Below are 13795 nucleotides of genomic sequence, written 5' to 3'. Positions count from 1 at the left end.
ACTCCTGTGATGCGCGGCTCCGGCCGTTCACCCGACACCGGCGCCGCGGCGCCGTGCGCCTTCGCCGCCGGTGCCGCCCTCGGCTGGCTCGCCGACCTCACCCTCGCCGACCCGCGTCGCGGTCACCCGGTGGCGGCGTTCGGGAGCGCGGCCGCCGCACTCGAAAACGCGTTGTGGCGCGACCACCGCGGGCGGGGCGCCCTCCACACGGCGCTGTGCGCGGGCGGCGCGGTGGCGGCCGCGGCCGGTCTCACACGCGCGGTGCGCCGCTCCGCTCCCGGGTCCGCCGCGCTCACCGCGGTGGCGACCTGGGCCGTACTCGGCGGGACCTCCCTCGTACGGGAGGCGCGCGCCATCGGCGCCGCCCTGTCGGCCGGGGACACCGAGGGGGCGCGCGAGCGGCTGCCCCATCTGTGCGGCCGCGACCCGCAGGCGCTGGACGAGACCCAGTTGGCCCGCGCGGTGGTGGAGTCCGTCGCGGAGAACACCTCGGACGCCGTCGTGGGCGCGCTCGTGTGGGGCGCGCTGGGCGGCGTCCCCGGGCTGGTGGGCTTCCGGGCGGTGAACACCCTCGACGCGATGGTCGGCCACAAGTCGCCACGGCACCGTCGCTTCGGCTGGGCGGCGGCCCGGCTGGACGACGTGGCCGGATTCCCCGGTGCCCGGCTGACCGCCGCGCTCACGGTGCTGGCCGGGCCCGACCCCCGTGGCGCGTGGCGTGCGTGGCGCAGGGACGGGGGGCGCCACCCCAGCCCCAACGCCGGTCCGGTGGAGGCCTCGTTCGCGGGGGCGTTGGGCGTGCGCCTCGGGGGGACGCTTGCCTATGGCGGACGGGTGGAGCACCGGCCCGTGCTGGGGGCGGGGAACCGGGCGGTGCAGGTAGGGGACATCGAACGGGCGGCGCGGTTGTCGCGGCGGGTCGGCGCGCTGGCGCTGGCGGTCGCGGTGGGCGGGCGCCTGACGTGGGGCGCGGTCGCCCGGAGCCGGAGGAGGCGCGCATGAGCGGCGGGGGCCTGTTGGTCGCCGGAACCACGTCCGACGCGGGCAAGAGCGTCGTCACCGCGGGGATCTGCCGGTGGCTGGCGCGGCAGGGTGTGTCCGTGGCGCCGTTCAAGGCGCAGAACATGTCGCTGAACTCGTACGTGACCCGTGAGGGCGCCGAGATCGGCCGGGCCCAGGCGATGCAGGCCCAGGCCGCCCGGGTGGAGCCCTCGGCGCTGATGAACCCGGTGCTGCTGAAGCCCGGCGGGGACCGGACGAGCCAGGTCGTCCTCCTGGGCCGGCCCGTGGGCGAGATGAGCGCCCGCGGCTACCACAACGGGCGGCGTTCGAAGCTGCTGGAGACCGTCACCGGCTGCCTGGAGGAGCTGCGGAGCCGCCACGACGCGGTGATCTGCGAGGGCGCCGGCAGCCCCGCGGAGATCAACCTGCGGCAGGGCGACATCGTCAACATGGGCCTGGCGCGGGCCGCCCGGCTCCCGGTGGTCGTCGTCGGCGACATCGACCGGGGCGGGGTGTTCGCCTCGTTCTTCGGGACGACGGCGCTGCTGAGCCCGGAGGACCAGGCCCTGGTGTGCGGCTATCTGGTCAACAAGTTCCGCGGCGACGTGTCCCTGCTGGAGCCCGGTCTGGAGATGCTGCGCGGGCTGACCGGGCGCGGCTTCTTCGGGGTGCTGCCGTACCGGCACGGCCTCGGCATCGACGAGGAGGACGGGCTGCGGGTGTCGCTGCGCGGCACGGTCCGCGAGTCGGCCACGGCGGCGCCGCACGGCGAGGACATCCTGCGGGTCGCCGTGGCGGCGGTGCCGCTGATGTCGAACTTCACGGACGTGGACGCACTCGCCGCCGAGCCGGGCGTGGTCGTCCGCTTCGTCGACCGGCCGGAGGAGCTGGCCGACGCCGACCTTGTCGTCCTCCCCGGCACGCGCGGCACCGTCAAGGCCCTGGAGTGGCTGCGGCAGCGCGGACTCGCCGACGCCGTCGCGCGCCGGGCCGCCCAGGGCCGCCCGGTGCTGGGCATCTGCGGCGGCTTCCAGATGCTCGCCGAGTCCATCGAGGACGACGTCGAGTCGCGGGCGGGCACGGTGCCGGGGCTCGGCCTGCTGCCGGTGCGGGTCCGCTTCGCCGTGGAGAAGACCCTGGCCCGGCCCTGCGGGAAGGCGTACGGCGAACCGGTCGAGGGGTACGAGATCCACCACGGCGTCGCCGACGTCCGCGGCGGCGACGAGCCCTTCCTGGACGGCTGCCGCACCGGCGCGGTCTGGGGCACCCACTGGCACGGCTCCCTGGAGAGCGACGGCTTCCGCCGCGCCTTCCTGCGCCGGGTCGCGAAGGCCGCCGGACGGCGCTTCGTGCCCGCCCCGGACACGGCCTTCGCCGCGCTCCGCGAGGAGCAGCTGGACCGGCTGGGCGACCTGATCGAGGAGCACGCCGACACCGGCGCCCTCCTGCGCCTCATCGAGCAGGGCCCCCCTGCAGGGTTGCCCTTCGTCCCCCCGGGTGCGCCGTGAGCACCCCGACGGGGCACCGGCCCCGGGCCGCCCGTGAGCACTGCCGCTGTGACCGTTCGACCGAGGAGGCCGCGTGAGCACCTCTTATCCCTTCACCGCGATCGTCGGGATGGCGGATCTGCGGCTGGCGCTGCTGCTGAACGCGGTCAGCCCGGCGGTGGGCGGTGTGCTGGTGCGCGGTGAGAAGGGGACCGCCAAGTCGACCGCCGTACGCGCGCTGTCGGCGCTGCTGCCGCCGGTGGAGGTCGTGCCCGGCTGCCGGTTCAGCTGCGACCCGGCGGCACCGGACCCGGCGTGCCCGGACGGGCCGCACGGCCCGGACGGCGGCCTGGAGAGCCGTGCGGCGCGGATGGTGGAGCTTCCGGTCGGGGCGTCCGAGGACCGTCTCGTCGGCGCCCTGGACATCGAACGGGCCCTGGCGGAGGGTGTGAAGGCCTTCGAGCCCGGGCTGCTGGCCGACGCGCACCGGGGGGTGCTGTACGTGGACGAGGTCAACCTCCTCCACGACCACCTGGTGGACCTGCTGCTCGACGCCGCCGCCATGGGCGCGTCCTACGTCGAGCGGGAGGGCGTCTCCGTGCGTCACGCGGCGCGCTTCCTCCTCGTCGGCACGATGAACCCCGAAGAGGGCGAGCTGCGCCCGCAGTTGCTGGACCGCTTCGGTCTCACCGTGGAGGTCGCGGCGTCCCGGGACACCGACGAGCGGGTGGAGGTCGTCCGGCGGCGCCTCGCCTACGACGCGGACCCGGCCGGATTCGCCGCCGCGTGGCGGGCCGAGGAGCGGGAGCTGCGGGAGCGGATCGCGGCGGCGCGGGCGCTGCTGCCGTCGGTGCGGCTCGGGGACGGCGCGCTCCGGCAGATCGCCGCGACCTGCGCGGCCTTCGAGGTGGACGGGATGCGCGCGGACATCGTCATGGCGCGGACGGCGACCGCGCTGGCGGCCTGGGGCGGGCGCACCGAGGTGACCGACGCCGACGTGCGGCAGGCCGCGCTGCTCGCGCTGCCGCACCGGCGCCGCCGCAACCCCTTCGACGCGCCCGGTCTGGACGAGGACAAGCTCGACGAGACCCTGGAGCGCAACCGCGGCAAGGACGACGACCCGGACCCGGATCCCGGTCCTGACGGCGGCGGCCCCGACGGCGGCGGCACGCCGCCCCCGGGCGACGGCGGCACCCCGGACATCACCCCGCCCAGGGAGCCGGCCGAATCGGCGGAGCCGGCCGGGACCGCGGAGGCCGCCCCGGGCGGCGCCGGGGAACGGGCCGCGGTACCGGCGGCCGAGCCGTTCAAGGCCCGCGCCCTGACCGTTCCCGGCCTCGGCGAGGGCGCCGCGGGGCGCCGCTCCCGGGCCCGTACGGCGCACGGACGGACGACCGGCGCCCGGCGCCCCCGCGGCACCCTGTCCAAGCTGCACCTCGCCGCGACCGTGCACGCCGCCGCCCCGCACCAGCGGGCGCGCGGACGCGGCGGCCCGGGCCTGGTGATCCGCCGGGACGACCTGCGCGAGGCCGTACGGGAAGGGCGCGAGGGCAACCTGGTGCTCTTCGTCGTCGACGCCTCCGGCTCGATGGCCGCCCGGCAGCGCATGAGCGCCGTCAAGGGCGCGGTGCTCTCACTCCTGCTGGACGCCTACCAGCGGCGCGACAAGGTCGGCCTGATCACCTTCCGCGGCGCGACGGCGGAGCTCGCGCTGCCGCCGACCTCGTCGGTCGACGCGGGCGCGGCGCGCCTGGAGAGACTGCCGACCGGCGGCCGCACCCCGCTGGCCGCCGGGCTGCTCAAGGCGCACGACGTGCTGCGCGTGGAGCGGCTGCGGGACGCCTCACGCCGGCCGCTGCTGGTGGTCGTCACCGACGGCCGGGCGACCGGCGGGCCGGAGCCCGTGGCGCTGGCCGGGCGGGCCGCCCGTCTGCTGGCGGCCGAGGGCGCCGCCTCGGTCGTCGTCGACTGCGAGTCCGGGCCGGTGCGCCTCGGCCTCGCCGGCGAGCTGGCACGTGAACTGCGGGGCACGGCAGTGACGTTGGACGAGCTGCGCGCGGACAGCGTCGCGGCACTGGTACGGGATGTGCGGAGGGCCGCGTAATGCCACAGGGACAGCCGAGCGTCGTGCCGCAGGACGGGCTGACCACCCGCCAGCGCCGCAACCGGCCGCTGGTCATGGTGCACACCGGGACCGGCAAGGGGAAGTCGACCGCCGCCTTCGGGCTCGCGCTGCGGGCGTGGAACCAGGGCTGGCCGGTCGGGGTGTTCCAGTTCGTCAAGTCCGCGAAGTGGAAGGTCGGCGAGGAGCGGGCACTGCGTGTGCTCGGCGCGTCCGGCGAGGGCGGCACCGTCGCCTGGCACAAGATGGGCGAGGGCTGGTCCTGGGTGCAGCGGGACATCCGCGACATCACGGCGAGCGAGGACGCCGCTCGCGAGGGCTGGGAACAGGTCAAGCGCGACCTGGCCGCCGAGACCTACCGGCTGTACGTGCTCGACGAGTTCGCGTACCCCCTGCACTGGGGGTGGATCGACACCGGCGAGGTCGTCTCGGTGCTGCGCGACCGGCCCGGCACGCAGCACGTCGTGATCACCGGGCGCAACGCCCCGCAGCCGCTGCTGGACTTCGCGGACCTGGTCACCGAGATGGGCAAGGTCAAGCACCCGATGGACGCCGGGCAGAAGGGCCAGAAGGGCATCGAGTGGTAGCCAGGCTCGTCGTCGCCGCCCCCGCCTCGGGCAGCGGCAAGACCACCGTCGCCACCGGGCTGATGGCCGCCTTCGCGGAGGCCGGGCTCGCGGTCTCCCCGCACAAGGTGGGCCCCGACTACATCGACCCGGGCTACCACGCGCTGGCCACCGGCCGGCCGGGCCGCAACCTCGACGCGTACATGTGCGGCCCGGAGCGGATCGCCCCGCTGTTCCTGCACGGCGCACGCGGGGCCGACCTGGCCGTCGTGGAGGGCGTGATGGGGCTCTTCGACGGGGCCTCGGGGATGGGCGAGCTGGCGTCCACCGCGCACGTGGCGAAGCTGCTGCGGGCACCGGTGGTGCTGGTGGTGGACGCCTCGTCGCAGTCCCGGTCGGTGGCGGCGCTGGTGCACGGCTTCGCCTCGTGGGACCCGGAGGTGCGGGTCGCGGGCGTCATCCTCAACAAGGTCGGCTCCGACCGGCACGAGGAGCTGCTGCGCGACGCCCTGGACGGCGCCGGTGTGCCGGTGCTGGGCGCCCTGCGGCGCGACACGGCGGTGGGCACGCCCTCGCGGCACCTCGGCCTGGTGCCGGTCGCCGAACGGCGCGCCGACGCCGTCGAGGCGGTCCGTGCGCTGGCGGCGCGGGTGCGGGCGGGCTGCGACATGGAGGCCCTGCTGGCGCTGGCGCGCAGCGTTCCCCCGCTCGCCGACGAGCCCTGGGACCCGCAGGCCGCGGCCGGTCCGGCGGCGCCGGGCGCCCGGCCGGTGGTCGCCGTGGCGGGCGGGGCGGCGTTCACCTTCTCGTACGCAGAGCAGGTCGAACTGCTCGCGGCCGCCGGGGCGGAGGTCGTCACCTTCGACCCGCTGCGCGAGGAGCACCTGCCGCCCGGCGCCGCCGGACTGGTCCTGGGCGGCGGCTTCCCCGAGATGTACGCCCACGAGCTGTCCGCCAACGAGCCGCTGCGCAAGGCCGTCGCCGCCTTCGCCGGGCCCGTCACGGCGGAGTGCGCCGGCCTGCTCTACCTCGGGCGGGAACTCGACGGACGTCCCATGTGCGGCGTCCTGGACATCACGGCCCGCATGTCGGACCGGCTCACGCTTGGCTACCGCGAGGCGGTCGCCGTCGCCGACAACGCCCTGGCGGCCGCCGGGACCCGGGTGCGCGGCCACGAGTTCCACCGCACCGTCGTGGAGCCCGCCGCCGGGGCCACGCCCGCCTGGGGACTCACCCGTCCGGAACGGCGCGTGGAGGGCTTCGTTCAGGGGGGCGTGCACGCGTCGTACCTGCACGTCCACTGGGCCGCGGAACCGTCCCTGGCGCGGCGGTTCGCCGCCTCCTGCGCCGCCGGCGGGGACGGACCCCGGTGAGCGTGGTCGTCGGCCTCGGCGCGAGCCGCGGCGTCCCGGCGGCCGAAGTGCTCGCGCTCGTACGGTCCGTGCTCGCCGAGGCCGGGGTGCCGCAGGCGTCCGTCGTGGCGCTGGCGACGGTCGACGCCAAGGCCGGCGAGCCCGGCGTCGCGGGGGCCGCGGCGCGGTTGGGCGTCCCCCTGGTGACGTACGACGCGCGTACGCTGGCCGCGGTCGACGTGCCGAGCCCCTCGGGCGCGCCGCTGGCCGCGGTCGGCACGCCCTCCGTGGCGGAGGCGGCCGCGCTCGCCGCGGCGCCCGGCGGCGAACTTCTGGTACGCAAGAGGAAGTCCGCCCCCGCGGGCGGCGTGGCGAGGGCGACCGCGGCCGTGGCGCGGCGCCGGACGCCCGAGCACGCCGCGATGGAGGAGAGCGCACCGTGATCACCCCGCCCGACGACGTACTGGAGCGGCGCGTCGACGCGGCGCTGGGCGGCGGGCCCCGTACGCCGCTGGACCTGGCGGGCACCATGGTGCTGCTGGTCGGCGCCGGCTCCCCCGAGGCCACGGCCAACGCCGAAGTGGCGCGTACCGCGCGGCTGCTGTGGGAGGGCCGTGGATACGCCGGTGTGGAGACCGCCTTCCTGACGACCGCCGCACCGGACGTCCCCGCGGGGCTGGAACGCTGCCTACGGCTGGGCGCACGGCGGATCGTCGTGCTGCCCTGCTTCCCGGCGGACGCGGCCCTGGAGGAGCGGCTCCGGCAGCAGGCGGAGGGCTGGGCGCAGGCGCAGCCCGGCGTCGACCTGCGGCACGCGGCGGCCGTCGGTGCCGCCGACGGCGCGGGCGACGCTGGTGACGCGGGCGATGCCGCCGGCCACGATCTTCGGCACCACGGTGACGCCGAGGTCCGCGACGGCGGCCAGGACCTCACCGATCTGGCCGTCAACGTGCGCGCCGGCACGCCGCCGCAGTGGCTCAGGGAACGGCTGACGACCACCCTCGACGGGCTGGCCTGCTACCCCGACGACCGTGCCGCGCACCGGGCGGTGGCCGCCCGCCACGGCCGCCCGCCGGAGGAGGTGCTGCTCACTGCGGGTGCCGCGGAGGCGTTCGTGCTGCTGGCCCGCACCACGCGGGCCCGGCACGCGGTCGTCGTGCACCCGCAGTTCACGGAGCCGGAGGCGGCGCTGCGGGACGCCGGGCATGCCGTGCGCCGCGTCCTGCTGCGGGCGGAGGACGGCTTCCGGCTCGACCCGGCGGCGGTGCCTGAGGCGGCCGACCTGGTGATCGTCGGCAACCCGACCAACCCCACCTCCGTGCTGCACCCCGCCGCGACCCTGGCCCGGCTGGCCCGTCCCGGCCGCACCCTGGTCGTCGACGAGGCGTTCATGGACGCGGTACCGGGCGAGCACGAGAGCCTCGCCGCCCGCCGAGACCTGCCCGGCCTTGTGGTGCTGCGCAGCCTGACCAAGACCTGGGGCCTGGCCGGCCTGCGGGTCGGCTACGTGCTCGGCGATCGCGAGCGCCTCGCGGCGCTGCGCCGCGCCCAGCCGCTGTGGGCGGTCTCCGCACCCGGCCTCGCCGCCGCCGAGGCGTGCTGCGCCCCCGCGGCCCTCACGGAGGCGGAGGAGGCGGCCCACCGGATCACCGCCGACCGCGAGCATCTGCTGTCCCGGCTGTCCGAGTTCGCGGACGTCGAGGTTGCCGGGCCCGCGCGGGGCCCCTTCGTCCTGGTACGGCTGCCGGACGCCGCCGCGGTGCGCGAGCGCCTGCGCGACCTCGGCTTCGCCGTCCGCCGCGCCGACACCTTCCCCGGCCTGACCCACGACTGGCTCCGCCTCGCCGTCCGCGACCCCGCCACCACGGACCGCTTCGCGGCCGCCCTGGCCAAGGCGATCAGCCCCTGACGCCCAGCGCCTGGATGTCGACCCCGCCGAGGGCCGGGTGGACATAGACGTTCGTGAGGCGTTCGGAGCGGTAGTTGAGGCGGCGTTCGTGGAGGAAGGGCAGGAGCGTGCCGCGGTCCTGGGCGGTGGAGTCGACGGTGCGCCAGAGGTTGTCGGCGGCGTTGCGGTCGGTCTCGGAGTCGGCCTCGTCCATCAGGGAGTTGATCTCCCGGTCGTCGAGTCCGGCGTAGTTGGCGGGGCTGCCGGGCAGCAGCAGGGGTCGGAGGAAGCCGGCCGGGGACGGCCAGTCGGACTGCCAGGTGGTCATGACGATGCCCCAGCCCTTCTCCTTGATCTTCTGCTGGTCGGCGAGGGCCGCGTAGAAGTCGGCGGCCTCGGGGGTCTGCACGGTGGTCTTGATACCGGCCTCGGCGAGCTGGTCGCTGAGCGACTGCGCGGCCTTGCGGGCGGCCGGATCGCTGCCGCTGACGGCGACGACCGTGCTGAACCCCTTGGCGTGGCCGCATTCGCCGAGGAAGCGGCGGGCCTGCTCGGGGTAGGCGCCGCCGGTCGTGGTGCCGTAGGTGTCCAGGTGCCGGTCGTAGCCGCCGATGGTCGGCGGGAGCATGCCGCCGGCGATGTCGCCCGCGTCCTTGCCGCCCATGGCGTCGCGCAGCAGGCTGCGGTCGGTGGCGTACTGGACGGCCCAGCGGCAGCGGTAGTCGTCGAGGGGAGCGACGGCGGTCTGCAGTGAGAAGTAGCGGACGGCGCCGGTCTGCACGAGGTCGGCGCGGGCCTTGAGCGCGGGGTCGGCGAGGATCCTGGTCCGGGTGGCCTCCTGGACGCCGGTCTGGGCGAGGTCGAGGTCGGCGGTGCCGTTCATCAGGGCGGTGTCCACGGCCGCCGTGTCGGTGGCGATGGTGAGCTCCACCGCGTCGGGCAGGGCGGTGCGGATCGCGTCGGTCGCCGGATCCCACTTGTCGTTGCGCACCAGCCGCAGCCCCTTGGCGGGGTCGTAGGACGCGATGCGGTAGGGCCCGCTGGCGACCGGCTGCTTCTGGTAGTTGTCCTCGGTTGTGGTGTCCGCCGCTTTCGGGACGGGCGAGGACATGGGCAGCGCCAGCACGTAGGGGAAGTCCGCGAAGGGCGCGGCGAGGTGGAAGACGATGGTGCGGTCGTCGGGGGTCTCGACGCTCTTCAGGCCGAGCCCGGCGGGGTCGCTGTCCTTGTAGGGACCGGGGTAGCTCTGGCCCTGGTCCAGCAGGTCGTGCAGGTGGGTGGGGCCGCCGGGGTAGAGGTCCCTGGCGAAGGTGCGCTCCATGCCGTACTTGACGTCCCTGGAGGTGATCGGCGTGCCGTCCTCGAAGGTGACGCCCTCCTTGAGGGTGTACGTGTAGGTGCGGCCGCCGTCGGAGATCCGGCCGGTGCTGGTGGCGAGGTCGGGGGCGAGCCGGGTGCCCGCGGCGCCGGGCTGCGGGGCGAAGTCGACGAGTTTGCGCAGATAGAGCCGGCCGAGGTTCCACACCAGCGGGGAGTAGGTGCGGGCCGGGTCGAGCGAGTCGGGGGCGTAGGCGGAGACGAGTTCGAGGGTGCCGCCCTTGGCGTTGGACGGGTTGACCGCCCCGCTGAGGGCGCCGTTGTAGCCGTCGGCGGACCTGCGAGCGGCGATCAGGTCCTGGGCGGTGGGGGTGGACGGCTTCTTCGGGCCCTCGCCGAAGGGGTCCAGGACGACCGCCACGGTGACCAGGATGGCGACGACAGCCGCGGTCGCCGCGGCGATCACGCCCCAGCGGCGGCGCCGGGGCACCGGGACCGGGGTGTCCCAGGCGGGCCGGGTGGGGTACGAGGGCGGCCCGGCCGGGGCGGTCCGGGGCCCGTACGAGGGCGGGTGGTAGGCCGGATGGGGCGCGACGGGCGGCCGGGTGGGCGGCGGGGGCAGCGCGGGCGGGCCCGTCGGCGGGGTCCGGGCGGCGAGCCGGCCCATGAGGGCGTTCCTCATCTGCTCGGCGCTCCGCGGGCGCAGCGCCGGGTTCTTCGACAGGGCGGACAGCACGATGGCGTCGAGGTCGGGCGGCACCAGCGGGTTGCGCGCCGAGGGCGGCATCGGCGTCCGGTGGACGTGGGCGTACATCACCGACAGCGGGGTGGTCCCGGCGAAGGGGACGGTCCCGGTGAGGAGTTCGGTGAGCATGCACGCGACGGCGTACAGGTCGCTGCGGGCGTCGACGGCGTCCCCGGCGCACTGCTCGGGAGCCATGTAGCCGGGGGTGCCGATGGCGGAGCCGGTGCCGGTGATGCGGGACAGGGAGTGGACGACCCGGGCGATGCCGAAGTCGGCGACCTTGACCGCGCCCCCGGTGGTGATCAGGACGTTGGACGGCTTCACGTCGCGGTGGACCAGGCCGCGGGTGTGGGCGTGCGCGAGGGCGTCGAGGATGTCGCAGGTGATGCGGACGGCCCGCTCCACCTCCATCGGGGCCTGCTCGCGGGCGAGTTCGGCGAGGGTGCGGCCCTCGATGTGCTCCATCACCAGGTACGGGACGACCGAGTCGCCGGTGGTGACCTCGTCCTGGTCGTGGACGGTGACGATGCCGGGGTGGTTGAGCCCGGCCGCAGCCCGTGCCTCGCGGGCGAAGCGGCGCCGCGCCTCCGGGTCCCGGGCCAGTTCCGGCAGGAGGGTCTTGACGGCCACGGTCCGGCCGAGCCGGGTGTCGTACGCCAGGTGGACGCGGGCCATGCCGCCGGAGCCGAGCAGCGCCCGCAACTCGTACCGTCCCCCGAACATGCGACCCCCCGGCCCCGTCCGCGACGGGCGCGCGGACACTCCCCAACAGGGTAGTGGAAACCACCCTTTTCAGACGCGGACGAGCTGGCGCGAGGAGCGGTCGCGGAGCCGCGCGTGGAGGGCGGCCCCGAACACCCGGCCGCCCTCCACGCCCCCCCTCGACCCCGGTCCGCCCCCCCCTGGGGTCACCCGGTCCCGTCAGTCCCGGGCGCTCTCGGCCGCCGGCTTGCGGCGGGTCTTGCGGATCACGAGGAATCCGGCGGCGAACAGCAGCACCGAACCACCGGCGAGATACGGGGTCATGGAGCTGCTGCCGGTCTCGGCGAGGTCACCGGCGGCCGCGGGCGCGGCCTGCGGGGACTGCTCGGCCCGCGCGGACTCCGAGGGCTCGGCCGACTGCGCGGGCTCCGCCGACTCCGACGGCTGCTCGGACTCGCCGCCGGTCTGCGGCTGCTCCCCGCTGCCGGAGTCGTCGCCCTTGCCGCCGCCGTCGTGGTGGCCGCCGGAGCCGTGCCCGCGGCGCGGAGTCTCGCAGGTGGCCTCGACGAGGGTGACGGTGCCCTTCACCTCCGCGACGTTGAGCTTGAGCGGGTTGACCTCGACGGACAGTTCGAGGGCGGTGGCGGCGGCGGTGCGCGAGGTGACGGCCTTCTTGGCGAGGTCGAGGCGGACCTCGCCCACGCCGGGCACCTTCACCACGGTCGGGCCGCCGGCCGATACGTCCACCCGCTTGCCGAGCACGGAGACATGGCCGGGCATCTCGACGTCGGCGACCGGCTTGCGGCCGGCCTCGCAGGTCGCGTGCGAGGTGATCGTGTCGGCCTTGATGAGCCCGAGGAACGGGAGTCCGGGGAGGTTGACCCGCGCGTGGACGAGGTTGGCGTAGCCCTCCGCCTTGCGGCGGTCGGCGGTGGCCCGGGCGGTGGCGACGTCGGCGCGCAGGACGCTGAACGGTTTGCCCCGGTCGACCCCGTCGAGGGTGGCGGTGAGCGCGGTCTCGTCGGCGCTCCCCGGCGCGTGGACCTCGTTGAGCGTGAGATTCAGCGGCACGTCGACGGACTTGCGGAGCAGTGAGACCTCCAGGCCGGTCCGCAGGACGACCGCACCGGCCTTGCCGGACGAGCCGTGGGTCCCCCCGGTCGCGGCGGCCGGGGCCGCGGGCCCCAGCGCGAGGGCGCCCGCCGCCAGCGCGACGGCGGCGCCCAGCGCGGCGGCGGGACGGCGCGCGGGCATGCTGAAGGGAGAGCTGGACAAAGTGGAAAACCCCCAAATGGTCATGGAGTCGCCACAGCGCCGCTGAAGGGGACAGCGCGCTCGCCGGGCGACGTCGACCCCGTAATGATTTACGTACGGGGAGTGAACCGGCACCCGCCTGGGCCCAGTTCACTCCAAAGGGTGGTTTTCGCCCCCATATTCGAAACCCGCGGCACACGCGTTCCCGTGTGTCACACCTGCGATCGTGCGTATTCGAGCAGTTTGGCGAAGTCGAGTGCGCCCGGGTCCCCGTGGGAGTTGTGGCACAGCAGGCCGTGGGCCACATAGGTGCGGGCCGAGGTCGACAGCGACGCGATCGGCCGCTCCCCCACGTGCTCGACCGCGAGCACCTCCGCCTCGCCGGTCGCGTCGGTGACCGCCGCCCCCTCCCAGGCGCCCGGAGCGGTGGCCGCGCCCTCGCCGAGGGCCACGATCCGGTGCTTGAACGGGGTGAGTTCACGGCTGGTCACCCACCCGTCGCCGTGCGGCAGCCGCACCAGCCACGGATGGTCGGCGGTCGCCACCACCTCGCCGCGCCCGGTGGTCACCCGGTACGCGTCCTTGCACGCCGGGTCGTTGCGGGTCACCACCCCGCGGCGCAGCCGGCGTTCGCCCCGCTCCGCCTGCCCGCCCTCCTCGTCGAAGCACGCGATCTCGTCGCCGACGGCCAGGTCGGCCGCCCGCGCCCAGCTCAGGTCGGCGCGGAGCACGGGAGTGTCCGGGTGCACGCAGTTCTCCGGCACGTGCTCGTGGCCGCAGATCCCGCGGAAGGCGTTCCACTCCCGCCCGGTCATCCGCTGCCCGCCGGCGCTCCCGTACGAGCGCGGATAGGGCGGCCACAGCTTCGGCCCCTTCAGCGGCACGCCGTGCTCCGTGTGCATCCAGGCCAGGAACTCGGCGAGTTCGCGCAGTGCCCACTGCGGGGCCTTGGGCCAGTAGACGTGCCGGTTGGCGGGCCCCCAGTCCTCGTGCCGCTCGGGGTCGCAGGTGCCGACCAGCTCCACCTGGCACACGTTGAGGGTGTTGGTCTCCACCCCGCCGGGCCGGTTGACCAGGGCGCGCGAGGAGACGTCGATGTCGAAGTGCTGGTACCAGACGAGCCTCTCGTCCTCGAAGTCCGGTTTCGCCGTCAGATTGGGCGCGCTGCTCCCGCCCCCGTACGACGGCACGCTCCTGCCCTCGGTGGTGTGCAGCACGACGGCGTTGACCTCCATCGCGTCCCCGCCGTAGTCGTCCTGGTACCAGTACCTTCGCGAGGCCCCCGGGTACTTCTGCGGTCCCTGCCTGGTCATCGTGCTCCCCGTCCCGTTGCGGTGTCGGCCGGTACGACCGATCGCAG

The 13795-nt window shown here is 75.6% G+C and carries 10 protein-coding genes and 1 pseudogene; 8 read left to right on the top strand and 3 right to left on the bottom strand.

Features of this window, described 5'->3' with window-relative positions; all coding sequences use genetic code 11:
- Nucleotides 1-9 precede the first annotated feature (9 nt).
- The 8 genes and pseudogenes from ACWDAS_RS29505 (at nucleotide 10) to cobC (ending at nucleotide 8438) form a co-directional block, all read left to right on the top strand.
- A complete protein-coding gene (locus ACWDAS_RS29505) occupies nucleotides 10-1002 on the top strand; it encodes a cobalamin biosynthesis protein (RefSeq protein ID WP_450397014.1) in 993 nt (330 codons plus the stop codon).
- The gene (locus ACWDAS_RS29500; protein WP_450397013.1) at nucleotides 999-2510 is read left to right on the top strand and encodes a cobyric acid synthase; all 1512 of its coding nucleotides are present in this window, start codon (nucleotides 999-1001) and stop codon (nucleotides 2508-2510) included. The genes ACWDAS_RS29505 and ACWDAS_RS29500 overlap by 4 nt, the downstream gene beginning before the upstream one ends.
- Before the next feature lie 73 nt (nucleotides 2511-2583).
- Entirely contained in the window at nucleotides 2584-4593 is a 2010-nt protein-coding gene (locus ACWDAS_RS29495) for a putative cobaltochelatase (RefSeq protein ID WP_450397011.1), read from the top strand.
- The gene (gene cobO / locus ACWDAS_RS29490; RefSeq protein ID WP_450397008.1) at nucleotides 4593-5198 is read left to right on the top strand and encodes a cob(I)yrinic acid a,c-diamide adenosyltransferase; all 606 of its coding nucleotides are present in this window, start codon (nucleotides 4593-4595) and stop codon (nucleotides 5196-5198) included. The genes ACWDAS_RS29495 and cobO overlap by 1 nt, the downstream gene beginning before the upstream one ends.
- Nucleotides 5192-6550: a cobyrinate a,c-diamide synthase gene (locus ACWDAS_RS29485; RefSeq protein WP_450397005.1), complete on the top strand. Its 1359-nt coding sequence runs from the start codon at nucleotides 5192-5194 to the stop codon at nucleotides 6548-6550. Before cobO ends, ACWDAS_RS29485 begins: the two co-directional genes overlap by 7 nt.
- The gene (locus ACWDAS_RS29480; protein WP_450397001.1) at nucleotides 6547-6972 is read left to right on the top strand and encodes a cobalamin biosynthesis protein; all 426 of its coding nucleotides are present in this window, start codon (nucleotides 6547-6549) and stop codon (nucleotides 6970-6972) included. The genes ACWDAS_RS29485 and ACWDAS_RS29480 overlap by 4 nt, the downstream gene beginning before the upstream one ends.
- A gap of 86 nt (nucleotides 6973-7058) precedes the next feature.
- Nucleotides 7059-7304, top strand: a pseudogene (locus ACWDAS_RS29475) (CbiX/SirB N-terminal domain-containing protein); the annotation flags it as partial.
- 30 nt (nucleotides 7305-7334) lie between these two features.
- Entirely contained in the window at nucleotides 7335-8438 is a 1104-nt protein-coding gene (gene cobC, locus ACWDAS_RS29470; RefSeq protein ID WP_450397182.1) for an Rv2231c family pyridoxal phosphate-dependent protein CobC, read from the top strand.
- Here cobC and ACWDAS_RS29465 read toward each other — a convergent pair.
- The 3 genes from ACWDAS_RS29465 to ACWDAS_RS29455 all read right to left on the bottom strand — a co-directional run bounded on the left by ACWDAS_RS29465 (nucleotide 8428) and on the right by ACWDAS_RS29455 (nucleotide 13748).
- On the bottom strand, nucleotides 8428-11202 hold the full coding sequence (locus ACWDAS_RS29465; protein ID WP_450396999.1) for an ABC transporter substrate-binding protein: 2775 nt from the start codon (nucleotides 11200-11202) through the stop codon (nucleotides 8428-8430). The genes cobC and ACWDAS_RS29465 overlap by 11 nt on opposite strands.
- A gap of 198 nt (nucleotides 11203-11400) precedes the next feature.
- On the bottom strand, nucleotides 11401-12435 hold the full coding sequence (locus ACWDAS_RS29460) for an SCO1860 family LAETG-anchored protein (protein ID WP_450397179.1): 1035 nt from the start codon (nucleotides 12433-12435) through the stop codon (nucleotides 11401-11403).
- A 212-nt stretch (nucleotides 12436-12647) separates the two neighbouring features.
- Nucleotides 12648-13748 (bottom strand): Hint domain-containing protein, encoded by a 1101-nt coding sequence (locus tag ACWDAS_RS29455; protein WP_450396997.1) that lies wholly within the window; start codon nucleotides 13746-13748, stop codon nucleotides 12648-12650.
- Between the last annotated feature and the right edge of the window lie 47 nt (nucleotides 13749-13795).

The sequence above is a fragment of the Streptomyces sp. NPDC001070 genome, assembly GCF_053598835.1.
This window is presented reverse-complemented; position numbering and strand designations above follow the sequence as displayed.